Here is a 23,948-nt window from a genome sequence, read left to right on the forward strand (position 1 = left end):
TGGCCGTAGCGGTCCCAGGGGAATTGGACTTTGATGCGGCCGTATTGGTCGGTGTAGATGTTGCTCTCAGCGGTGTCACCCTCTGGTCCTGTCACCAGGGCTGTTTCAGGGCCGTGGGTGTGGGGTTTGNNCTGGNGGGTNTCAGGGCGCAGCGCTTCGGTNNTGGGCTGGGCGTCNANGCGNGTCACGATGCGCCATTGGCCTGAGAGGCGTTGGGGGTCGGAGAGGGCGCGCAGGCCTCCACTGAGGATGCCGGTGAGGGCACCTGTAAGCGCCCCGCCGAGGGCGCCCCCCAGGGCGCCTGCCCGACNGCCTNCGAGGGGGCCGGCCAGNGAGGGGAGCACTCCGGTGAGGCTGCTACCGAGGCCGCTGAGGCCACCCGTTTCACCGCCGGTNCGTTGGGTGTCCTCACTNACGTTTTCAATGGTGAGGTANGTGNCCAGNGTGATGTATTCNCAGTTGGCCCCTTCCTGGGGGTGTTCGGTGAGCGTGAAGCTGTGGCCGGGGGCTACACCTCGGATGTGGCCTTCGCCGTGGGCACGGTGTCCTTTTTGGCGTTGGGCCTGGATGCGCAGNCGTGCGAGGTGTTGGCCTTGTTCTTCGGTCTGGTTGGCGGCTTTGTCNGCCCCGGCATTNGGNTGGCTGTAGTTGTTCTGTTGCCAGCGGTAGAGTTCGGCGTCGTTGTGGGCGGTGTTGCGGGGGGCTTGGGCGGATGAGTCGAGTGTGGCTTTGGGGCGGGTGTAGTCGTAGTCNCGNCTGGCNTAGTGCCCACTGGTGAGTTGTTCGTCGATGCGNAAGGCGTGGAGGTATTCGCTGTCGATCTTGTGACCCGGTGGGTAGTAGGGGATGCGGTGGTAGGCGCTGGTGNCCTCATCGGGNTGGTTGGGGCGGTAGGCGCCGTTNTGGTCGGCGAGGATGAGGCGGTGGTGGCTGTCTTGGTGTTCGAAGTGGTAGTTGATGCCCCACTCTTGCAGGAGCCGGGTGAGGAAGTCGTAGTCGGTTTCGTTGTATTGGACGCAGTAGTCGCGGACGGGATAGGTTTCGATCAGGCGTTTTTCAACGGGGAAGGGATAGTCTGCGAGGACGGCATCAATGATCTGGACAGGGGTTTGGTCCTGAAAGACTTTGCAGTCGGTGGTGAGTGTGGCTAGATGCAGCCAGGGACGGAGCGTGAGTTCATAGAGGGCATGACGGCTGTCTTCGCCTAGGAAGCGGGCATCGGTGATGAGTGCGTTGATCTCCCGCACGCCTGCACCTTGATTGACAGCTCCCGCTGCACCCGAGAGCCCTTCCATGAAGTGCCCATAGCCTTCGAGTTCGATCTGGCAGCTGATCTCTTGACCGATGAAGCTGTCTAACGCGTAGTTGCTCCCCAGCCCGGCTTTGAAGTTGAGCGCATCGGGAGTTTGTAAGGTGAGGGTGTATTCGAAGAGGGCATTGATGCCTTCGTGACCTTCGAGCTTCAGCGGCACCAGGGCAGGCTGGCCCAGCACGTCTGGGATGGCGAGGCTTTGGACAGACAAGGCACGCGAACTGGCAAACAGATTGATAGACATTCGTTCTACTCCTCCGAGTGGAGAAGTATATACAAACATCATTCACACTTGTTTGCAGAATCCGTGTTTTTGACCAGCGGTTGAAAATGAATCAAGGCACGACTCCCTGATCAGCCCGCTCGCACTTGCCTGATGGCTAAGCAGGAGTTTTAGCCGGGTGACGTGTTCCAGGGATTCAACCCCTTCACCTGGGCTGCTTCGTAAGGAGCTGTATCACGTGAAGCCACAAGGAACCCATGGGATACCGCTATCGCAGCAATATACCCATCAGGCGTTGGAAATCCACGGCCCCGAGTCCGGGCCAGAGCTGCCAGTTCTGCATATCGTTTGGCAGCATCGACATCGAATGGCAGCACCCTGTCCCTGAACATCCCCAAAAGCCCATCAACCGCTTTCGCCAAGGCATCTTTCCGCTTACCGGCTGGCAAACTGGCAACACCAAATAACAATTCCGCCACCGTTACACTGGTGATGTACAGTGTTTCCGCCATCTGCTCATTGAGCCACGTCCGGACAGTCGGGTTAGGTTCGGGCTTGAGCGCCTCAGAGACTACATTGGTATCCAGGACAATCATTCAAACCTCATCGGCTCTGCGGGAATTCGACCTCTCGCCTGCTCCAACGCTTCAATGTCTTCGTTGGTCAGCCCACTGGACTGCCCCAAAGCAGCGAGCGCGTCACCGATACGCACGCGCCTTTCAGGTTTGACTGCATTGGCCAGAATTTCTCTTACTTCCGCCTCGGTACTTCGCCCGTGAAGCGCGGCCTGTACCCGAAGTGCGCGATGCACCTCTTCAGGCAAATTTCGAACGGTCAGCATGCCCATATGACCTCCTCGCCTCATAGATTTGATTGCAATGCATTCATTTTATGATAATGAATGCAAAACTACAATGCTTGTCCGTGTAAAACCACAAGCGAGTTGATCTTCTCAAATGAAAAAGCCCGACACTCTGATGAGCGCGGGCTTTTGGCGTGTAAGTGACTTCGGATCAGTGAATGAAAAGTTTGAGAAAAACGGCCACGTTCAGGGTAATTGTAAAGCCGATCATCCACTTGAGTAGATTGATTGACCCTTCCACCTTAGCAAACCCCACATCCATCTTGGATTCCAAGCGTTGTTCAACCTTCTCAACACGCAGATCAACGGCTTTGATCTGAGTGCTCAAGTTTCTCTCCAAGGCACTCAAATCATGAGGAAAAGCCACCGCTCGACCCAAAACATCAGCCAAAATTTTGGCTTGTGCTTCAGCCTGAGAGGCCGGAACTCCAGCTGTCTCAAGTTTCTTCGCGTAATCGAGTGTGTCAAACGGAATGCTCATTGCCATCAGTCGCTCCTTGGATAAATAGTAGCAGAAACCCGACGGTAAATCGCACCTCCCAGGGGAAATGGATTCCCGTGGGAGTGATTGAAAAATTGACAGAGCCCTGGCCACCGAGGTGGCGTGCAAGTTTCAAGGGCTGACTCGCAGCTGACCCAACTCAATGCGAGCTGGGGACCTACACAACATCAATACCGATTCTGCCACAACCCATTACGCTTCAGGCATAGCAGCCAAGGCAAGACGATGCGCTTCATCAAGATCTTCCTGAGAGAGGCTGCATTTTCCTGCGCTTGCTATCCGGTAGGTCATCACCAAGGCTTCACACGCCCTGAATGCCTTCACTCGTTGCTGAATCAATCTTGCCCCATCTTGAACAATGAAGTCCGCCACGGGCGCAATCCGGAATGTCACATTGTAACCAGGTGCAGTGATGTACCGATCATCCAGCAAGGGAAGCAAGACGATGTTGTCGCCAATTGTGCCACGGTCATATTCCTCCTGGGCGATATTTGCCACCTGTTCGGCAGAATAGGCCCAGACGCCAACAGTTACCTTGTGCGTGCAAGGCACCTCATAACTGACTTCATAACGGCGTAGATGCTCTTGAGTTTCCGGCTTCGGCATAGGGTTGACCTCCAAAATATTGTGCGACCCCACTCCCTCTGGAGTGGAACCGCACAGGGTGGGAATGAAAATGTGAAGTGAAAACGAACTACTGACTGCCCTGCCCTACGCAACCAAACGCTTGGCCAGGGCCACTTCAATGCTGTCGTCGTTTTGATTGAGCACATCAAGGCCAGAATCGGGCATATCGCCGGATGTTGACTGTGAGACCGCGATCTTCTTGGCCATCAATTCCAGGCACTGCATCTGGGCCGATTTGGCATACCCGAAGAAGTACACTCGCACCTCCTCTGTCTGCCCGATCCGCCAGGAGCGGCGTGCTGCTTGCTGAAGTGTGTACACGTTGAAACCCGATTGTAAGAATGCAATTGTTGGGAACTCCAATAAATCAAGGCCTGTTTTGACAAGTTCCGGGTTTGTTATCAGGACATCAATGCCTCGATCAACCTGGTCTGCCACCCAGTCCTCACGCTTGACCGCTTCCACGCTCGCGCGCAACACCGCCACGCGCAAGCCTGCGGCTTCCAACTGCACCTTGAGCCGTGCCGTCGTGTCCCGCGTGCCGGTATAGACCGAATACGCCAACACTCGACGCCCTGCAGCTTTCTCACGCTTGCAAAGCTCAAGCAGCGCTTGTTCCTTGGGCATGAGCTCGTTGTCAGAAAACAGCGCTTTCTGAAACGCCAGCATGTGACCGCTTCGTGGATGACACACGCGTTCATCTCTGAAGCAGCAATCCGGCCAGGCCAGCAGCACCTGGAGCACCACACCCAACAAGGTTGGATCTCCCTTGGCCAGCGCAGCGCGCAATTCAGCAGTCAGTTTGCCTGACAGACTGTTAAATGCCGCCTCATGTTCCTCGGTCATCTCCACTTCCTCAAAGATCTCCCGATACAGCGGCAATACATTGCCGCCAATATCCGAGAGCTTGAGGAACACCGTGATGGGCAGGACGTAACGCATGATGCCCTTGGGGCCAAAACCGGCTCCCTTGGACGTACGTGCTACTTCTGCCTTGCGACCCTTGGCTGTGCGATGTGACTCACCCAGCGTTTCCTTGAACACATCTTTTAAAACGCCGTGATCGCGCATAAAAGACATACTTGCAGTACCCAGGGTGCCACGTGCATTGATCCGATAGCCATCATCGATCATGGCGCGCGGATTCAAACGCCAGAGCAAATAGAAAAGATCGTCCGCATAACCCCCCATCAGGGTGCCGGTCAGCAGAAGGGTTTTCTTGCACTTACGTGCAAGCACTCCCATTGCTTGACCTTGAGCGGAGCCTTCGTTCTTATATTCGTGACCTTCATCGATAACCAACAAGCCAAAATAGCCTTGTGGCAAGTACCTTTTGATGAATTCCGTCGCCTGATAATCGCCCTGCCCGAATGAGAATTCGGTTGTGGCCATCGCACGTTCCATCCGTGCCGCTTGCCGATCTGAAAACACCAGGTTGCCCTGCTCGTCCATCAAGTTGATGAACTCGTAGATGTTATCGGCCAGCATGCCACTCAACATCTCCTCACCAAAGCTTGAAATGAGCCGCTCTGCGGTTTTCTCGCCAATGGTGGGCAGTTGCTGCAGAGCTTCCTGCACGATCTCTCTACGGCTTCTTTGAGGCCTTCCCTTGCGAGTCAGCGTCCACAGCGGTGAGCGACACTTCGTGCACGCGGATTGATCACGGTTGAGCTCGACATTGGCCACTTCCACTGACAGAGGAATGTCAGTCCCATCCGTGAGGCGATGAGTGAGCATTTCTCCGCACTGCGGACATGCGGCATAGCGTGTGTAATGCACCGCACCCAAGTCGTCCCGGTACATGGTGCGACGCGTTGCGAAAGATGCCTTCCAGTGAAAGCCCATTCGCATGCGAACACGGCCCAGAATAAAAAACTCGGGCACGTTGGGTCGCTCGCGCATGGCCCGCAACATGATGAGCTTACGCAGGGTGTCAGATCCGTTGAGAATCCACACGCGAGCATTGGGCACGGTCTGCTTGATTTCACGGCGCCACTTATAGACCAGGTGCGGGGGAGAAATCACCAGCGTGCGCTGGAACCCCTCCGCATCCATGATGGCTGCTGCTGCAATAGCCATCATGGTCTTGCCCGTCCCCATTTCAGCATTGATGATGGCGGCTGGCTCATTGGCATCCACGAGCAGTGTGGAGACGGCATGAACGACATTGCGCTGGGCTGCAAAGGGTTTGCGCAAGAGCGCATCCATGATTGCATCCCGCGAGGGCCTGGCTTGCCCATCATAGATGGGAGGATTTTGGATGCGTACCGCATCCAGAAGGGCTGTGCCGTACTGACTTACAAAATCATTGAGTGCAATGGTCTGCTGCGCAGGCGCGAAGTTTTGAATCAATTGGCTCATCGGGTCGGGAGTCCTTGTTTTAAGTTCAACGGGGACTCCATCCCCGGCAGGGATGAAAATCCCCGCATGGGTTGATGGTGAAAATAGGGTTAATATTCAGAAGGCAACAACACGGTTGTGATGCTTCTGTCTGCTTCAGTAATGATCCAGATCCGGTTTGTACCTTCACAGGGGCGGGAAGCATCAATCGGATAGACCGACAGGATGCGCATCCCCTCTTCTATCGACAGACTGTTTTGTTTTGCGTCCTCAGAACAGATATCTCCCCAGTCGCCCGTTTGATGGCGTTGAAGCAATTCGGACGGCATGATGTAGCCACCAATCACCAGTTCATGCACACCGGCTGTGACAGCAATTCGACCTAATGCAAAGAGCTTCGGTTTAGCTGTTGCAGGGGTTTCGGCTCCTGATGATTGAAGGTCTAGCGGCACATCGGCGGCCTGTGCAAACGCGGCCTGGATGCGAGCTACGTAATCAGCAGGACGATCCTGCACGTCCAACGTCAAAGCGCCGTTGGCCACCGCGATGGAGATCATGATCTCAAAATGCTCACCCAATTCGATTCGGGCTGCATCAATGAGACCAATGGGCTGCATGTCACTGCCAGCCAGTGGGCGGATCAGCTTGTCACCCAAGGCTTCAATCAGAGGCGCTTGCCAATGATCTAGCAGGGCCACGCTACTGAGCGTTTGAATGCTTTGCCAACAGCGAAAACGGAACGATTCCTCTGTCTCATCAAAGCGCAACAGCAATGCACGCTTATTGGCGCGATCACTGGTAACAGCCATCGGGTCGAAGAGCCAGAGGTGGATCAACTCCCCAAAGCTGCGTGTTTGCATCTTGCCCGAGAGCTTATCCAGTCGGTCAGCATGGCTGACCATGACCAGGTGCTTTTGGCGAGACTGTGAATCCACAACGGTCAAGCTGTTGTGGCCTCCTTGACTGGTAGGCAAGGTGAAGGACGCCATCAATTGCAGCACAATTGCGTCGCGTCCGTAGATGGAGGCAAACAGCAATTCCCCTGCTGCATCGCGTAATACTGCGTCGACAAAGAGATCGGGAAAGTGCTCGACGGTAAACAGCCTGGGAGGAAAAGGAGTTTGCGAAGTCATAAATGCTCCATGAAAAAGGCCTGGCCTACCAGCATGCGGTAGGGACAGGCCTTGAAAAGCGTGATTAGGAAATTGGAACTACTGAAACTGCTCCAGGTACTGAGCGGTGACAGCGAATACAGAGCAACCCGGCTCTCGGTTCGTTGCGTTCTCTGATGCTTTCATGGCCATCAGAATGGTTGGAAACCGGGCCCACGCTGCAAACTGAGAAGGCTCTCCGAATTCTCCCGTGGTCAGGAGTCGTTCAGTGACGCCATTCGGTCGCAGTTGTGCCCCACAATAGGGAGCATCAATGCGTGCCTGCACAATGTCGTGAGCCAGTTGGGCTACCTGCTGGAAGACCTCATCGGCGAGAAACTCGATGGGACGGCAGGCAACTTCATTTCGCATGACATGCAGCACTGCCCACGTATGGCGCAGATCCCTCAAATTCAGGAATGCAGCAATGTCACGTTTGGTATTGGGTGACGCAAAGACTTCCATATCCATGATGAGATCCTCCGAATAGAGAGGAACCCATCCCAGAGGGACGAGTCCCCCTGGTGGGTGAGAAACAGATTAGTGATGGAACTCGGCGGTGAATGACTCCACATCCAGTCCCACAGAGGCGAAGAGCTGATCAATCAGGTCTCCGTGGTGATTCAAGGGCCATGTCCCAGTTACCAATGCATCGTTTGCTTCACCGAAAGTGCGGTAGTAGCAAGCAGATTCACGGGTTTTGGGCTGACCATTTTCATCTTGCGTTCCGATATAAAAACCTTCTTCGCAGGACATGACATGCAGTTCAGCAGCGGAACCTTCTTCATCAATGACGAAACCCAGTTCAACGGCTTGACGGCGGATAGTGTTGATAGAATTACTCATTTGGCTTGCTCCTATGATCTGTTGCTAGGAGCAAGCCCCCAAGCGGGAACTTGTTCCCGCGAAGGATGAATACAAAAGTGAAGTGGAAGACTGGCTACAGGTCAGGCTTTGACTTGCAGTGATTTGCTGGAAAAGCAGCTTACGAAGGCGTGTACATAACGACCGATCATCCGACCGATCATTTGTGCGTGTTCAGCGCGACGGAGTGCCTGAGCGTAGCTCACGCGTTCCTGGTGCTTCGTCAGACGAAGCCGGAGGTAAATGCCAGCGTATTGTTCTCTCAGCGCAGCACCATCCTCGGATTCAAAAACTTCCAGGACAGCATGCGCAACGGTGGGATCGTCAATCTTGCCGACGATCAGATTCCACTGCTTCAGATCAAGAGTTGCAACACTGGACAGTGCAGATTGACTGCGAGGTGAATTTGACATGGTGACGATCTCCAAAAAGAAAAAGCGGGAGATCGCACGCCCCGTGACGGGAAGTGAATCTTCCCGCGTGGGTAGTAGGTACTACTGACAGTGCTCTGACTTCTTGCGAAGTGTTTCGGTTAAAAGAGCTGACCGAACCAGAACCAGTTCTATGAACTGGGGCTACAAACTGTTTTCATTCTATGACACACCATACTTAAAAATCCAGAGGGATTTTCAGGTATTTTTGAGTGTATCGACTTTCGGTTTCACAATACTGAATTGCTCCGCACGACGATATCGCGTCCGGGCTGTCTTGATCGCCTGGTCTTCGTTATGTGCCTGCACGTTCCATGTGACCCACCGCGCAGGATGAAATAATCCCTTGGTGGTGTAGCCATAACGCAAGAATTTCACTTTAAACCACGGCAGATCGGCCGCCGCTATAGTTGGAATGGGCATACCCGGCTCCTTTCTACTGGATTGTGATGATGGCGCCATACTGATCGCCAGGGGTGAAGTTGATGGCCCGTATCACCGGGACGAACTTGTCGATAGCCGTCACAGTGCGCGTCATCGAACCATCCTCATGGGTACTGATGTCTTCGTGCATGGCACGCCCCTTGTAGGTGTCGCCCTTGATCAACAAGCGCTCACCTTGTGGGCCTTCCACAACCCCACTCAGTTGCCCTGCAGCCAGGGCAAGCGCAAGATGCCACGGCCGCATCGCGGCCAGAGGGCGGCGTGTGAGCTGAGCATGTTGATTGAAGTGCGTTCCAAAGCTATGCCAAAGTGTGCTTTTGAATCCGATACGTCCCAGATCATCTGCCAACTGCTGCGCATCAATCCGCACAGCATGGAAATGGAACTTGTCGGCGCGCACCTCGGGAACCTGGTAGAGATCGCCTGCCCAAAACTCGGGCAACACATCAGCGCGCTCTCCACGTCCAAAGGCTTGCAACATGCCCATCACACCCGGGTCAGGCCGATCACTGCGCTTCCTGACACCGAAGATCACGGCTTGCTTGAAACGTGTTTCGGGTGCCATGAAACAACTCACGCGCTCATAGTTGCGGGCGATCATGGTCGAGAATTCCTCATCGAGCACATAGTGCGGGACGATCAAGACCATCACACCGCCCCAGGCCACCGCTCCCAGCATGCGCCGGAAGAAAAGCTTTTCGAGGCGATCTGCCTTGTTGCGCTCCCCGAGCTGGGCCTTATCTGAAACAGCATCCCCATAGGGAGGATTCAGAAATAGCAGCCCCATGGAACGTGGCGTAAAAGTCACATCGTTGATGTCACTATGCAAGACGACATTGAGCATGTCCTTGGCGTGCCAGGCACGCTCCTGGTCAAGTTCAACACCAAGCGCCTGGACGGTGGCACCACACTCTGTGAGGTGATGACGGACTTCGGCAAGCGCCACCCCTTCCCCGCAACACGGATCCAGGATGCGCACTTCACCGCCAACCACATCAAGTGCTGCCAAAATGCGGGCCAATGTAACTTCATCAGTCGGGAAGTATCCGTTCTTGATAAAGTTGCGGGCCAGTCTTGGAAATACCAAAGCCATGAATACCTCCTGGTTCAAAAGAGTTGCCCCAGGAAGCCCCCTTGCGGGAGTGCCCCGCTGGGATGGAATGAATGGTGAGTAAATAACGAATGTGCCTCGGCCATGATTGACGCGGCCTGCCCTGTCTCAGAGGCTCACAAAGCTGTCCTGCTATACAACGTGTTCATCAAGCCACTCGACACACCAAGCATCTTGATGAACCCGCTGGGGGTTCGGTACGACCCTCTCACGCTCACGCGGTGTGACATTGCACACGACAAATGCGTTTCGCGTCGGCATCCTCAAGTGAGGGTATGGATACCTGATTTCTGGTGCATCGCACCAAAGGCCACAGCCCTATCGGTTGGCTGCCCACCAAGTTCAAATGAGCCTTGCATAGAAGGCTTTCCAATGACTGAGCCATTGGAAAGCCCGCGATGCGGGCCTGCAGAGGATGCACTACTCTTTGTGCGTCCAGGTCTGCTCTTTGGAATTGAAAGCGTAATTGAGTTGATTCAGTCTGGCGATCTGGCTACGAAGCACCATTCGATCTACCGTGGAATCCAGTTTGACAGGAGAATCCGCTTGGATCAGGTCAAAGAGTTCCTGGCCAAACAGCTCCAGATCTGCGTTGTTGTCTGCAGCAGAGTTTGTTGGGGCTTCGGATTCCTGAACAGAAGGAGTCGCCGGTTTGGCTTCTTCGCTCGAGGCCTCTTGTGATGCAGGGGTTTCTGAATTTTGTGCTGCCTGTCGCGGAGCGCCACGCGTGTAACGACGGACTGTTTTGGGTTTGGATTGGGTTGGGGGTGTGGGTGCAGCGCTGGCAGCAGGAGCGGCCGCTTCATCATCAATCGGATCACGCTCTGCAGGCTCTTTTGGAGCTTGGGCTTCTGGCTTCTCGTCATCAATTTGCATGCCCGCCGTGCGAGCACGCAGTTCAATCACCAATCGCCCGTTCGCGCTATACGAACTATTGAACACTTCGGACAACCAGAACGTGCCCGTGTATATGCCGTCACGGTATTGATCCAGCACTGCGTCTTTGATGCGAAAGGTTCCAATCTCGGTTTCAAGATCACCAACACTAAAACGACCGTTGCGACCTGTGACGGATTTCACACGAAGTGTGCCGCGAATTGAAATTGGCATGGGAGTTCCTCCAGAAATGATACAAAATACGGAGGATCCCGGTCGGGGGCATCCCCCGGTGGGTGAAGTCGAGCTGAGGTGGGACCATCAGCCCTGTGAGGGCTGATGGTTAGGGTCAGACGGTGGCAATCATGGGTAGATTGCGTGCGAACACTATATAGCGGCCAGACGGGACGAGCGACGGACGCAATAGGGAGTGCTGCGTAATTGACAGTGCCTAGACCAAATGGGGGCCCATTCGGTGTGCGCGTTTAATAGACTCACGCGCTCCAGCAGTTTTGAGGGAACTGCAAAACCACAAAAAATCTGTTCTCCCAAACACCTGGAAACCAGGCCATTCCTTGGGACAAGAGACTATCTTAAAAACGATCCATTTTTTCGTTATACCTGCCCTTTCGTCGGTCGATGAACGCGGATTTGCAATTGTTTAAGCAAATCGAAGACCCGCACGCATCATACGCTCTGCTCCATCATCATATGAGCGTTTGAAAGAATCAATGATATATGACGAATAAAACTTCGGACACCCCCTTGCGGGAAGTGTCCGAGTCAGGATCAAACTTATTGTCAGTTCGGAACACACTTAGTCGTGTGTGCCGCTTCTCAACTCCAGGGTCGTTTCGACCGTGTAGTTTTCACCTTCTTTGATGAGCTTGTATGCCACTTCCTCGCCAATCTTGACGTATGTAATGTCACTCAACTCGCCATTGATTTGACCAACAATTTCTTGAACACCTTCTTGCCCTTCCACTTTGGACTTGCGGAAGAAAAAGCCCGAGATAATGTTGCAGGCCTTGAACGCCACAATAACCTTGGGACGTTCGGTACTCTTGATGGCCATGGTAGGTTGCAAAGCCGCCAGAATATCGGAGGCCTCGTTTCCATCCCGCATCGTCAGCCGGAACGGCGTGTAGTCCATGGCGGACAACTCACCGTGCATCGCTGCAAGGTTGGTGACCCAATCAGGCTTTTCAGACTTGGGAGAGAGCACCATGTTCAGGTACGCCATCCCACGTGCGGTGGCTTCGTAACGCCCATTCACACTGGCCTCAGAACGAGAAGTTGCTTCAATCTTCAGCAGACGGCCTTTGATGATTGATGCATTTTCAAGTTCGTTGTTCCTGGAATTGGTGCGTTCGTAGGTTTCAGCGCGCAGATCCCCAACAAATGCCCGCACAAACACCTCACGGTTATTCTCGCAATCACTCGCCTTGGATTTGACGAACGCCAGTGCATCGGCAGCGGGGATCGTCAGGTCCAGGTAAGTGAAGTCGGGGTTTCTCGCGTCACCGTGCAAGGCCTTGATTGAGCATGCCCAGTAACTTTGAGCTTTGCGACCACCTTTACCAGCAACCTTCACTTCACGCACTCGGCGCAGGGTGCCCACAACGGTAGCGTTCAGATCAATGAAATTTTTGGATTGATTGGAAGAGTTAGACATGACGATCTCCTAAAAATAAAAAAGCGGGAGACCACATGCCCTGGCGGGAAGTGTGATCTTCCCGCGTGGGTGAGTAAAACAGAGGTACAGCTTGACGGTGCCCTGGCTTCTTTTGAAGCTTCCAGTTCAAAGGGCTGACTGGTTCATGACTACTGAACTACAAGATACACTGTATTTGTAATCCCAATTCAATCGGGTGTCAAGCATCGAATACCAAATTTATCAGCATGCCGATCAGGTAACACCGAGAACGCAAAGCGATCCCGGTCAGCGACCTTCAATATGCCCCGTCTATGAAAATGCACCCAATGTGTAGGCATCTGAATCTGTGCCACCGAATGGAGCTCGGCCAACCACACCCACTCTACTTGGGCCTGGAGCATGTCTTCGCCACTGGATTCATCCACGACATCCACATACCAGATCACCTGGCGGCGATTTCCTCGTGCAGCCTGGATGAACACCCAGCCATGCTGAGTATGAATTGCATCAGCACCAGGTGGAAATACGTCCGGGTGTGCGCCCAGGGCAATCACCTCGTGCTGCGCCAGCAATCGGTGGACGGGTTTCGTTTGGCGTCTGGGGTATTCAGAGAGTGCGATCAACATGATCCAATCCTTCTTCAGAGGGCGAAAGGGAAGCAACGAGTAACAGCAACGCTCAGGAAGAAATAGTCAGGGAAGTGGAGTGCTGAAGCAACTGCGGGGGAGCGTGCCAGGCGATGGCGGTGAAGTACCATCCATTGAAATACACTGAATTACGGGAGGGATTTTGCCTTGGGATCATCGGAAACGCAAGCCCCCTTGAAGTCGAGTTGTCCCCAATTTATGTGAATAAGTCGTGTGACAATCCCGTGAATCTCGCTCCCCTTGCGGCATTCGCTAGACTGATCATTTATTGCGCTTCACATCACCATTGCCGGTGAAAATTTCGGTTTGCTGGCTCGGGCCAATCCCAGCGAGACCTGTTTTTCGACCACATCCTCTTCGATCTCGGTCTTGTTCTGAAGCAGTGCGAGGATCTGCTCATCAATGGTGCCGGGGATAATCGGAATCAGCACAAACACATCACGGCGTTGCCCCAGACGATACGCCCGATCTTCAGCCTGACGTTTCATAGCTGGTGTCCACGGTAGTGAAGCAAAGATCACATAGTTTGCCGCTGTCAATGTAATCCCCACGCCCGCCGCCATGGTGGTGCCAATGAACACCCGCGTGTTGGGGTTATTCTGGAACTGATCAACACTGTGCTGGCGTGCCCGATCTGACATGGAGCCATCCAGCGTGACACAACCGATGCCTGAGGCTTCAAACGCAGCCTTGAGGAAGGATATGCTTTCCGTGTATTCGCAGAAAACGATCACCTTGTCCTCATGTTGCAAACTCTGAACGGTCTCAATCAGAAAATCTGCTTTGAGCGCTTCCAGCGTCTGGCGAAGCTTGACGATCTTGGGCATGACCTGCAGCGTCATGTCACCGAGTATTCGTTCGTAGGCTTCAATCCCGTCCGGGGTGACGTAGCGCACCTGGTGCGTCTTGAGCCCCAAACCCTTCAAGACCTTCTTGGACCGTCGCAGCATCCAGCCGGAAATGGCATCAGCGAGTGCAGCGCGTTGCTCCTGGCCACCCGCGTATTTCTTGCGGAACGCAGAGAGCTCCATCTGACCCAGGGGATGGCCGGAGATGCGTAGCAGCGTGTGCAGCTCAATTTCGCTGTTGAGAATCGGGGTGCCGGTCAGGAGGAATCGACGCGGGATGCGTTGAGACATGATGAAGGCATTACGCGTGCGCCCTGCCTTGTGCTCTTTGAGATAGTGGGCCTCATCGACCGTGAAAACCTCAAAGCTCAAATCCAGCTCGCGTACCAAGCCTCCGAGCCGTTCGTAGTTGGCAATCACCCACTTGCAGGCCCGTAGCGTCTCCAATCGATCTTCACCGAGCATCCCGACAAAGTCGCCTGGATACACCATGTGGATCTCACGCTCCCAATTGATCCGCAAGGACGCAGGGCACGTGATCAGGATGCGTCCTTCGCCTGCTGCCAGTCGGGACGCCACCACGGCCTGGCGCGTCTTGCCCAAACCCATATCATCCGCGAGCAGCGATGAGCTGTAGGAGAGCAAATGACGTACGCCGTGGATCTGGTGATCCAGCAATGAACTGTCGGCTGCTGCTTGTGCCAGCACCAATTCATCCACGGGCAGCTTTTGGAGGGCGCCACCCATGAGTGACAAGAAACCAGTGCCCTGCTCTTCTTCGTCCCCTCCAGCCCCCGGCCCAAACTCGGGCGCAGCGCCCGCCACGGAAATTGGGATTTCCGCTTTGGGCTTTGATGTCAGTTCCTCCAGTTTCATCGCCCGCTCGTGCACGAACACGTAGACGGGATCGACCCCAGCAACGGACTGCAAAACCTCCAGGATGCGATCTACCGGCGCCTGCACCTGCCATGCGGCTGCAAACTTATGAAATTTGCCGCGCAGCAAGCGCATGGATTCCACAAAACATGCATCATAAGCACCGCTGACTGCATAACCGCCTTCGGCAAGCGGAATGATCTGCAGATCCAGGACTTCCGCAAAATAATCCGCCTGGGGACTTTCCTGGGCAGCGTCCACCAGCTCAGGCAGATTCTCAAAACTCACAAAGGATTGAGGCACCATGCGCTCGAAGGTTTGCATCAAGTGCGGCACCGTCACGGGTTGGCGCATCACCCACATCCGGCGCGGTGGGAACCATGTGGCACCGACTGCCCGGAATACTTCGTTGGCGCGGTCAATGTTGGCCGTTGAAACGCCCAGGCGTCGCCCGTCACTGATCGCACGCAGGATCGGCTGACGCCTGGCGAGTGCCACGGGCGTTGGAGTGAAACCCATAGAGAACCGATCAGGCTTATGCGCGGCCGGCGTAGATTATCGCTGCCCCACGCGAGCGCGAGGTCATGGCCTGGATCAGATCACGTAGATGCTGCAGGGCAAGAGACAGGCTGCAAATCTGAGCGGGGTCTTTAGCGGCGTGGGGGTCAGGGTTACAAAACCGCTCCAGCAATTCCTGAATGTGGTTGGTGTGTTGCTGTAACTGACTGATGGTCTGAGGATCGTCTGGATGTAATTCCAGGTATTTTTCTCTGGCTGTTGCTGCACTCACCAAAAGGGTCTGTGCATTGACCTGCCAGAGGTAGCTTGTGTTCAAGGGGTCAGGTGATGCACCTTCACCTTGAAATGCATTGTGTTGCGGCATGATTCACTCCCGGTTATGTGTGAAATGTGATTGGTACAGCCCGGGATGCGATCTGTGTGGCAAGGCCACCTTGCCTTCATTGAAACTTGGCGATGTGTTCTTTCGTTTTGATCTGTTGGCGCAGGGATTTTTCGAGTGCATTGAGTTCGAGCACGCGTATGTGGACTTCCTCGTACCACGCCTTCATTTGAGGCAACTCCCGCTCGAAATACTGATTCACCTTGGCCCAGGGGATATGGACGCCCTTCACACCCATGGTGCGCCAGCGCAGGGTCATCTGCCCATATTTAGCTCGGTGATGGACCTGGAGATAGAAAACCCGGCCTGCAACATCACGCGTGAGCCGCGACAGGCTTTCCATCTCGGCGTGGATCTGCTCCAGCGCAGTGCGCTCACGACGCAGTTGCATTCCCGGTCTCCCCCTACCCGTAAAGGCCTTTGTGTCAGCGCTACGTTGACAAGCGCCCACCCCCATCATAGCAGCAAGCCCGTTATTCACATATCCCCTTTGCATGACTGCATTTTGTCCCAGGTCTAGTGAAAGTTGGTTCATAGCAGCCCCCCCTCTGACGCAATCTGCTCACCGTTGTGCCCTTCCCCCTTTGTCTCACCTTCGTCTTCCTCGGCTGCAGCAAGCGCGTGATCCTCGTAAATCTTGGCCAGCATGTCGAGTTCCTGGGCTGTTGCGTCAAGCCTACGCTTCGTGTGTTGCGGCAGCACTTCCCCTTTGAATATCTGGGACGGCACCATGCCAAAGATTTGGGACACGGCTTCAACACGCTTCTTGGCGTCAGCATTCGCATTCGGCAGGTAGTCACTACGGCTGAGCGCACGCAGCTCTGGCCCACACAACACCTTTTCGTAGCGGATCATTTCTTCGAAGAAGCTTCGCATGCTCCCGATGATGGGGCGCAGTGTGGTGCGCAATTCACTGTCGGGCATTTGTCCCTTGTTCACCATGGTCATCACGAGGCGTACGAAGTAGTCGTATTGAACGATCATCTCAGAGAGCATGTAGCCGTAGGAGGAGCGAAACTCCAGATTGAAGGTCTGCGGGGCGGAACTGCGTAGCACCTTATAGGTGAGCCCCTGCTCTTGCAGATCACTCAATTGCTTCTTGAATTCTTCCGTGGACGTTGCAATCGCACCCCTGATCTTGGTAATGAATTCATCCGCTCGCAATAGTGCCCAATCCGCGTACGGGTTATCAAAGCGGGACAAGTCATGCAGCATCTTGAGGACGGTGCCGATGCGCTTGGCGCTGGGAATGGGCCGTGTGCCCTTCGCTGGATCACGACGACGACCCACGAACACTCGAAACGCATGCCGAGTGTGCAACACCATGGTGTCGCTCTCGCCATCGTCGCCATCCATGCGTGTTACAAGACGCCCCATGCGGTTGAGCATCTGTGTGTCCCGGTACGGCACCCTTGTATCTGCACCGTGATGCCCCTTTGAATCATCCAGCATCTTTTGAAGACGTTGCTTGCGATCCTGAAGTTCTTCCCAGCGCAGCAAATCTGGGTGCTTATTCAATTCTGCATCGGTGAGCAGATCCAGGTGACCCACTTGTTCTTCTTCCAACGCGATGGAATACCCATCAGGAAAAGGGGAATTCTTCTCCACGAAGAACCGCCCTGTGGGTGCTGGTGGAATTGCCTTGGTCGAAGCACCTGCTCTATCGCCAGTGCCTTTGGGGGCGGGAATGCCACGGTCTCTGGTATTCATTGTGAACCTCCGGTGGTGGGTGTAACAGGAAAGAGCCGTTGCAGTGCAGGCAGTGGTGTAATGCCAGGCAGTACATCGACCTCGGGTAATGGTGCTGAAAGTAAAGCACGAAGCACGTCAAGACAAACTCGGAAGCATGCTGTCCGGCTGCTGGAATCAAGCCTTTCAATCAAGCCTTGCTCTTCCAGGGTGTGAAGAGAGCGATGCACAGTCATGCTGGGTAACAATGCAGACTCAGCCAATGAACGACAACTGGCACTGACAATTCCATCATCATCCAGCATGGAACGGACTAGTGCAGACAGCACAGCAAATCGCGGGTAGTCATAACCGAGCTGACACAAGAGGATAATGCTGGGGCTGCTATTCTTGAAGTCAAAGGCCCAGCGTTCGCAAAGTACCGCCAATTGTTCCGTGTTCACAAAACAATCAGGCAATGCATCATTTCGAATCCACTGCTTGAGTAGAGCTTCTGTTTCGAGACGGTATCGAATGTCGAAGTATGAGCGCCCACTTGATTTTAATAACCCGCTGTCGAGCAGCTTTGTGAGCACCCGGGCGGTGGTTCTGGCATCAATACCTAGGTTGCCTGCAATTCGTCTAGAACTGGTCTTAGTCCACACGACATCTGCCTGGTCGTGTAAAAGAGCCCAAATCACGTTGGCAATCGTGGAATCATTACGAAATGAAAGAAGCAAAGAGGAATATTGCTTCTCCACTGTATCGGATTGACACACTCGGACCGGTGGTCCGAGTGTGTCAAAACGGTACGGTTGTCGATTAACTGCGGTCATTGGGTGCTCTCCAACTCATATTCCTCATTGATTCTTTGAACAACGCGTTCCCACGCTTAGTCTCAGATTCGGCATTTGCTCTTGGGCCGGAATTAGCAAGACTTGATACCGGCTTGATCGGAGTTTGCTGGCGCCTACGTTCAAGCTCAGCCGCATTGTGAGCAGCACGCTCGCGGGCAGTTCTAACCTGAACAGCCAGCGTCGGCACGAAAGTTCCTGCCAGCGCATTGCGAACGATGCCCCCAAGATAGCCCAACTGATTGCTGACCTTGCCACCGCGAGCGAGTTGTCCAACCCATTCATCCAGCACTTCTTGTCGCTTTTTAGGGTGTAGATCACAAACCATTAACTGTGCAGCCTGAGCTATTTCGTTCGGTATGGTTGGTGGGAGGATCAGTTCCATCATCAGTTCTGCCCTTTGCGTTTCTGATGCCAATGGTTCCTCGGTGGTCGGCTGCCCGAACTGAGATGGGTGTTGCGGGGTTTCGTCTTGAATCCCTTTCACACCACTACCACTACTCGACCGCTGAACACCTACAGGTGCCAATTCCCTTTGTAGTGGTTGTTTTGAAGGGGTTAACCCCCTTGTTGTAGTAAACCCTCTTATAGAAGTGCCCAAAGCAGCAATCTTGTTTGCCGGTTTTGGCACATCCAGTTTGCCGGTTTCGGCACATCTGGAATGTGCACTTCCGCCATTCCAGTTTGCCGCTTTTGGCACATCTGGAATGTACGTTTCCGCCATTCCTGCGTTATCAATGACTTGCGTTCGGTTTTGGACTCTGGAACCCAAGATCCGAACGATTTGCCTGAGATTCAGCTTGGTATAGAGGCGTGGTTGAACACCTTTGCTGGAACGCTCTTCGATCAAGCGTTGTGCCAAAAGCATTTTGCGTGCGGTACGCAAACTCTTGGTAGAACGGCCCACACGTTCTGCAGCCAACCGCAGCGGCAAATCCAACCAGCCGTCCCCGACGTCGATTCGTGACTGAATCCGATCTGCCAGCTTTCTTTGCTGTAACAGATCAGACAGGTAAAGCGCGGCAGCTGTGCTGCCTGTGATATCTGCGAACACGCGCAGAAATGCGATAGGCGTGCCAAGCAGACCTCGAACGATCTTGTCGTCCCAGGTCCATGATCCTTTGAACTGCTGGTGCAGGTGTTCTGATATTTTCTGGCCCAATACGTCGAGGTTTAGTCGGTAGTGCATCCGCGCAGGCACCCCGATCAGACGCTCTTCAACGCAACCAGACTGGCGCAACGCTTCCCGAGCAGTATCTTGCTCGTGGCGCGACAAGCCTGTGGCGGCTTTCCAGTCCTCACTCGTTTGCCAGAACCAGCCCTGGCGCTCGGGTCGCGTTGCCATGTAGGTACGCGTCCAGTAGAGCAAATGGCCCAACATCAGGGCGGCATTGGCTGAGCCCGTGACATGACGCAACACGGGGTAAAACAGCACGTAGCGTTGCCCGAGGAGACGCAGCAACTGCTCTAGCTGCGCGGCCACGGGTAAGGCTTCAGGCTTCGACTCGATAGAGGGAGGGCTTGGCGGTGGAGCCAGCTTTGAAATTGGCCTCATTCGCTACCCTGCTTTCGCTTACCGCTGGAGCTGGCCAATTCAGTTGCGTAATGCTGCATCAATGCATGCAGCCGCTGCGCATCAATCCGATAGAGCAAGGGGGCATTGCGTTGCGGCCGCTCCTCAAGAATTCCGAGCAGGCGCAAGCGTTTGCGAGCACCTTCCTGCTCACGTCGACTCAATCCTGTTTCATCCGTCCAGGCCTGCTGACTCTTGCTCCACCATTCAGATGGAGGCGTGCCCTCTTCTTCGATGAAGTTCAATGCATAGGCAAGCCACAGCGCAGCACTGCAACTACCAGTAATATCAATATAGAGTCGGTGAAATACGATGGGCTTCTGCCCAAAGAGTGCAAGCAGAAGACTGGGGTCAATCGCAGGTGCGTCGTCCCCTGATTCATCTGCATGATGAACTGCATCAATCTTGTTTTGATTTCCCATGTCTCGTCCCTGGGGAAATAGAATTGGGGTCTATCGCCGGTTGTCTGCCGACGCGCTGGGAGACGCGAACTCGTTGACCACATTCCACAATGTGCCAATCGAAAACTCGCGTTCGTATTTCTGGTGCAAGACGATCCACTGATCCTTAGGATTGACAGCGGTATCAGCACCAATTGCAGCCCAGGCTGCATGGATGGCTTCGCGCTGCTTTTCACCAGGCATGGCGTAACGGCCACCCTTATTCGGCGGGCACAAGGAATCCTTCAGCTTCTGAAGTTCTGAGCCGGAAACGTGAAACAGCGTCATCAGCAAGCAGGCCGGTGCTTGGTGCGTGACGTAATACTCCAGGCGCTCTTTGTCTTTCTGCAGCTCGCCAACTGTTTGGATGGACAACATGAACGTTGCATCTTCCACCTTAATGGAACAACGCAAGTTCATTGTGGAAAGCAATTCCAGGTTTTGTGCTGAGAGGCCCCGGAGTGCTTCCAGGGTTTCCATCGAAAACCCTGCTTCCAGCAGCTCAGGAAGGCGACCTTCCTCCAACAGCCTAAACACGTGCGATAGAAAAATCCGCTGTAAAAATTCGTCCTTAACCACCATGTCTCGTCCCCCGATGCTCAAAGTCAAATGCAGAAGGCTCCAGGCTGGAACCTTCCGCGAATACATGTCACTTCTGATTGGCTGACCAGGTGTGCTTGTCCCACACCCGGAATGCGTCGATGAAGTCTGCCCAGGCCTGCCCCGTAACGGGGTTGATCAACAGGTCTCGGAAATCGTCACGGTTCGGACGTAGGCAAACAGCCTCATGACTGTCAACACTCCCCAGAAACTGGTTTTGCCAGCGGACGATGAATGATTCAGGAGACATCGAGTCGACCAGAACTGCTTTGCGCCAGAGAGAGTCTTCAGGCAGCAGCTCAGCGAAATCTCTTTCCGTGTCACCCACCACCCCACCGAGTTGCCCGGAGAAATAGGCCAGCATCCTAAAAGCGGAAGCTCGAAGTTGCGTGGCTTCGGTACTAAGTGGATTACCTTCTTCATCCCCCAGATCCAGCATGGATGAACATTCACCGTTGAGAAGTTCAACCGGGAGATCCAACCAGAACACGTACGGCAAGCCAAGATATGGATCAGTGCACAACCATCTACGTGTAAAGGTCAAATCGCAAAAGCGATTGATGACTGCTTCAAAGCGTGCTGCAGCGCTATCGAGATCCGTGACAGGGGCAATCGGTTCTTGTGACTGCTGAACAGGCGCACGCTTTTGTGGCTGACCACGGTTTTCTGCTTTCGTGGCATTGCCCTGATTTGTTCCGGCATTTTGTGGTTGAGGCGGTTCTGTTACTACAGGGTTCTCTTCTTTTCCGCTCACAGAAGCCAGGCTAGACTCCTCCTTACGCGTCTCAAGAACCCTTGGCGCTTCTTGAACGCCCGACATGATGTTTTGTAACTCGGCGGCACTGGCTGAAGCTCCAGCAGCAAGAAGCTGCTCAACAACGTTTGGAGCAAGACTCAGCGCTTCAGCAAAGGCAGTGGTCAGTTGCTGTATTAACTTGTCAAGTAGCGCACCCCGCAAGACCGATGCCTTCTTTGTTTCATCTTCATCATTCTGGGAGGCTTCACGTAACTCGAAAGAGAGTTCCGCGTATTTCTCTGCAGCTTTTGGAAGATAGATATCGGTAAATTCGGCCCGTTTAGCGGCAATGCTGGCTAGATTTTCAAGGGTGGTTTGATGATTTCGTAGCGTGGTAACATTTTCTTTAGTCAGCCATGGACCTAGTTCTGACAGATGCGTCACCCCATAGTCGTATAGTGCGATTGTCCTCCTGACTACAGCCATGCCTTCGGACTTCGTTTCTTTTTCCATATCTGCAGCACTGAGAGAACGGCCAAGTTCTTTCTCACGCATGGAACGGAAATTTATGATCGAAGTTGCTTTGTCAAACCAAGATACGTCGTCACGCAACGCGTTCTCAGCAATATGACTGAACAATGTACTTGATTCGCTTTTCCATTGTTTGAAGACGACTTTCACCTTTCTAAAGCAAGGATCCTTCGTTTCCTCCCAAAGCTCACGCAAGATTGCGTAACGCGTGTTTTGTCCTCGAAATGGAATGTAAAGTGTTTCTCCCGGACGCCGTGTGACAGTCAGCGTTCCGTCGATTCCTCGTCCACTGCTGATCGCTGCCTTGATCTCCTGGTATTTGGAGTTAATTGCTTTCCTAGGATTGTGATCGTAGGGCTGCATCTGGTCGAAGATGTCAAGTTCCATCGTCGCACCATCCAGATCGTCGCCCTTTCGAATGCCGCCGTGCTCTGTGCCACCCGCCGAGACATGCAGGCTCGCGCCGATGTCGATCTGACCCTTCACCCGAAGTCCCGGACGCGGGAGTTTTCCTTTCTGTTCGAGGTTTTTTGCAACCTCAGGCAGTGACTTGGACTTTGGCACATAAACGGTATCACTCATGGCGCATCCCCTTCGTCCAGCTCAACAGCAAATGCTCCTTCACAAGCATTTGCGACAAAGCCTTGAAGACTCGGGAAAAGCTCCCACACAAGTTGGTGCATCTTCAGCCCAGCCTTGGCTGGATCAATCCAGTGCACTGGAAGCCGTGCGGTGGCCGCATCACAATAGGCAACGGCATCAGGAATATAGGCCTCCAACATGTTTATGTTGGGGATCTTTCTACCATCCTGATTGCGATATTCCTCGCGCAAGTGCTGAGCCACCTGTTTGGCGTTCCGGGTGCGCGAGAGCTTGCATATGAGGACATGCAACTGCGGCACCGGCAAGCCGATCCGCTCACCTGGTGCAAGTTCCGCCAGTAGCCGCAATGTGCCACTGGCAAACTCACGCGCACTGATGATGTCAGGGGATACCGGTGAAAAGGCAAACGAGGAAGCAAAGACTGCGGTTTGTTGCAGTGCTCCGACAGCTCCTTGCGTATCGATCAACACCACATCGTAGCGTTCGTCAATCACAGGAGACTTAAGCGCATTCTTGAGTCGGAAGCTACGATCCACGCGGTCTGATAACCAAACTTCAAGAGATGCGTCTGGAACGTCAGAGCAAACAATGTCGAGGCACCCTTCGCTGGGCGCAATCGTGGAATCAGGGTGCAGCAGATCAATCCGCGAGATGTGATCCTCTGTCACCATCCCACTTTGAATCAGGTCGGTAAGACCATGAGGTGCCCGCGACGCTAACTTGTAGTAACGTGTCAGCGAGGGCTGTACGTCTGCGTCAATCAGCAGGACGCGAATTCCGAGGTCACATAGGAGGCCGGCGATGTTGGCCAGTGTGGTGGTCTTGCCTACTCCACCCTTGGTGGACAGTGCGGTGCCGATGATGGTCATGCCTGTCCCCCTGCTTCAACTGAGGACAGATAGACTTCGGGCTGGGTACTACGAGAGTGGCCGGGTCTCTTTGCAGAGACGCAGCGCGATGTGATTGGTCGCATTGCTCGTCCTTTTGCGTAATGGTTTACGCAAACGGCGAATGCGCTACTTGTTGATTAGGTTATGAACTTGACCGATTCGCTCGGCCATTTGTTTATTATGTCAACTTTCTCATTGCCCTGGTTATCGCGGCAGGCCTCGCAAAAGAGGCAAAAACCCGTCAAAAATCGAAGGCTAACTGCGGATCAACTGTCGCCGCATAAGCGAAGTACCGATCCCACTTTTTTGATTGTTAGGCTGACACAGCACAAGGCTGATCAGCCTAATTTTTTCAGGGTCTATCCCCGTCTCAACAAGCCT

25 protein-coding genes are annotated in these 23,948 nt (G+C 54.0%); all 25 read right to left on the reverse strand.

Annotated features, from left to right (window positions below):
• On the reverse strand, positions 1–1,598 hold a 1,598-nt coding region (locus B145_RS0106545; RefSeq protein WP_425425556.1), incomplete at its 3' end, for a type VI secretion system Vgr family protein.
• Between the two features lie 107 nt (positions 1,599–1,705).
• Positions 1,706–2,131 carry a type II toxin-antitoxin system VapC family toxin gene (locus B145_RS0106550; RefSeq protein WP_018606054.1) on the reverse strand — a complete coding sequence of 142 codons (426 nt, stop codon included), beginning with the start codon at positions 2,129–2,131 and terminating at the stop codon, positions 1,706–1,708.
• A complete protein-coding gene (locus tag B145_RS29250; RefSeq protein WP_245541834.1) occupies positions 2,128–2,376 on the reverse strand; it encodes a FitA-like ribbon-helix-helix domain-containing protein in 249 nt (82 codons plus the stop codon). Before B145_RS29250 ends, B145_RS0106550 begins: the two co-directional genes overlap by 4 nt.
• A 172-nt stretch (positions 2,377–2,548) precedes the next feature.
• Positions 2,549–2,884 (reverse strand): hypothetical protein, encoded by a 336-nt coding sequence (locus tag B145_RS0106560; protein ID WP_018606056.1) that lies wholly within the window; start codon positions 2,882–2,884, stop codon positions 2,549–2,551.
• Positions 2,885–3,091: 207 nt separating this feature from the next.
• Positions 3,092–3,505: a hypothetical protein gene (locus B145_RS0106565; RefSeq protein WP_018606057.1), complete on the reverse strand. Its 414-nt coding sequence runs from the start codon at positions 3,503–3,505 to the stop codon at positions 3,092–3,094.
• Between the two features lie 105 nt (positions 3,506–3,610).
• Positions 3,611–5,887: an SNF2-related protein gene (locus tag B145_RS0106570; RefSeq protein ID WP_018606058.1), complete on the reverse strand. Its 2,277-nt coding sequence runs from the start codon at positions 5,885–5,887 to the stop codon at positions 3,611–3,613.
• Positions 5,888–5,976: 89 nt separating this feature from the next.
• A complete protein-coding gene (locus B145_RS29020; RefSeq protein WP_018606059.1) occupies positions 5,977–6,999 on the reverse strand; it encodes a hypothetical protein in 1,023 nt (340 codons plus the stop codon).
• A gap of 78 nt (positions 7,000–7,077) precedes the next feature.
• Entirely contained in the window at positions 7,078–7,488 is a 411-nt protein-coding gene (locus B145_RS0106580; protein ID WP_018606060.1) for a hypothetical protein, read from the reverse strand.
• Positions 7,489–7,557: 69 nt separating this feature from the next.
• A complete protein-coding gene (locus tag B145_RS24630) occupies positions 7,558–7,863 on the reverse strand; it encodes a hypothetical protein (protein ID WP_018606061.1) in 306 nt (101 codons plus the stop codon).
• Positions 7,864–7,964: 101 nt separating this feature from the next.
• Complete coding sequence (locus B145_RS0106590) at positions 7,965–8,294, reverse strand: hypothetical protein (RefSeq protein ID WP_018606062.1); 330 nt, start codon at positions 8,292–8,294, stop codon at positions 7,965–7,967.
• A gap of 216 nt (positions 8,295–8,510) precedes the next feature.
• Complete coding sequence (locus B145_RS0106595) at positions 8,511–8,735, reverse strand: hypothetical protein (protein ID WP_018606063.1); 225 nt, start codon at positions 8,733–8,735, stop codon at positions 8,511–8,513.
• Positions 8,736–8,748: 13 nt separating this feature from the next.
• A complete protein-coding gene (locus B145_RS0106600; protein WP_018606064.1) occupies positions 8,749–9,849 on the reverse strand; it encodes a DUF6094 domain-containing protein in 1,101 nt (366 codons plus the stop codon).
• A gap of 438 nt (positions 9,850–10,287) precedes the next feature.
• Positions 10,288–10,977: a DUF3275 family protein gene (locus B145_RS24635; protein WP_018606065.1), complete on the reverse strand. Its 690-nt coding sequence runs from the start codon at positions 10,975–10,977 to the stop codon at positions 10,288–10,290.
• A 583-nt stretch (positions 10,978–11,560) separates the two neighbouring features.
• Positions 11,561–12,418: a DUF3577 domain-containing protein gene (locus tag B145_RS0106610; RefSeq protein ID WP_018606066.1), complete on the reverse strand. Its 858-nt coding sequence runs from the start codon at positions 12,416–12,418 to the stop codon at positions 11,561–11,563.
• 188 nt (positions 12,419–12,606) lie between these two features.
• Positions 12,607–13,026: a hypothetical protein gene (locus tag B145_RS0106615; RefSeq protein ID WP_018606068.1), complete on the reverse strand. Its 420-nt coding sequence runs from the start codon at positions 13,024–13,026 to the stop codon at positions 12,607–12,609.
• 296 nt (positions 13,027–13,322) lie between these two features.
• The gene (locus B145_RS0106620; protein WP_018606070.1) at positions 13,323–15,290 is read right to left on the reverse strand and encodes a DEAD/DEAH box helicase; all 1,968 of its coding nucleotides are present in this window, start codon (positions 15,288–15,290) and stop codon (positions 13,323–13,325) included.
• Between the two features lie 16 nt (positions 15,291–15,306).
• A complete protein-coding gene (locus tag B145_RS0106625) occupies positions 15,307–15,654 on the reverse strand; it encodes a ferritin family protein (RefSeq protein ID WP_018606071.1) in 348 nt (115 codons plus the stop codon).
• A gap of 76 nt (positions 15,655–15,730) precedes the next feature.
• Entirely contained in the window at positions 15,731–16,063 is a 333-nt protein-coding gene (locus B145_RS27285; RefSeq protein WP_018606072.1) for a hypothetical protein, read from the reverse strand.
• Between the two features lie 140 nt (positions 16,064–16,203).
• Positions 16,204–17,382, reverse strand: coding sequence for a PFL_4669 family integrating conjugative element protein (locus B145_RS0106635; RefSeq protein WP_018606073.1), 1,179 nt, complete (start codon positions 17,380–17,382; stop codon positions 16,204–16,206).
• Positions 17,379–18,176, reverse strand: a complete 798-nt coding sequence (locus B145_RS28555; RefSeq protein WP_157288301.1) for a hypothetical protein — start codon at positions 18,174–18,176, stop codon at positions 17,379–17,381. The genes B145_RS0106635 and B145_RS28555 overlap by 4 nt, the downstream gene beginning before the upstream one ends.
• On the reverse strand, positions 18,163–19,677 hold the full coding sequence (locus B145_RS0106640; protein WP_157288302.1) for a hypothetical protein: 1,515 nt from the start codon (positions 19,675–19,677) through the stop codon (positions 18,163–18,165). Before B145_RS0106640 ends, B145_RS28555 begins: the two co-directional genes overlap by 14 nt.
• A gap of 68 nt (positions 19,678–19,745) precedes the next feature.
• Positions 19,746–20,189 (reverse strand): hypothetical protein, encoded by a 444-nt coding sequence (locus tag B145_RS27290; RefSeq protein WP_018606076.1) that lies wholly within the window; start codon positions 20,187–20,189, stop codon positions 19,746–19,748.
• A 30-nt stretch (positions 20,190–20,219) separates the two neighbouring features.
• Entirely contained in the window at positions 20,220–20,789 is a 570-nt protein-coding gene (locus tag B145_RS0106650; protein WP_018606078.1) for an STY4526/YPO1902 family pathogenicity island replication protein, read from the reverse strand.
• A gap of 67 nt (positions 20,790–20,856) precedes the next feature.
• The gene (locus B145_RS0106655; protein ID WP_018606080.1) at positions 20,857–22,656 is read right to left on the reverse strand and encodes a ParB family protein; all 1,800 of its coding nucleotides are present in this window, start codon (positions 22,654–22,656) and stop codon (positions 20,857–20,859) included.
• On the reverse strand, positions 22,653–23,546 hold the full coding sequence (locus tag B145_RS0106660) for a ParA family protein (RefSeq protein ID WP_018606082.1): 894 nt from the start codon (positions 23,544–23,546) through the stop codon (positions 22,653–22,655). Before B145_RS0106660 ends, B145_RS0106655 begins: the two co-directional genes overlap by 4 nt.
• Positions 23,547–23,948: the final 402 nt, after the last annotated feature.

Source organism: Uliginosibacterium gangwonense DSM 18521 (assembly GCF_000373965.1).
In the GTDB taxonomy this organism is placed as follows: domain Bacteria; phylum Pseudomonadota; class Gammaproteobacteria; order Burkholderiales; family Rhodocyclaceae; genus Uliginosibacterium; species Uliginosibacterium gangwonense.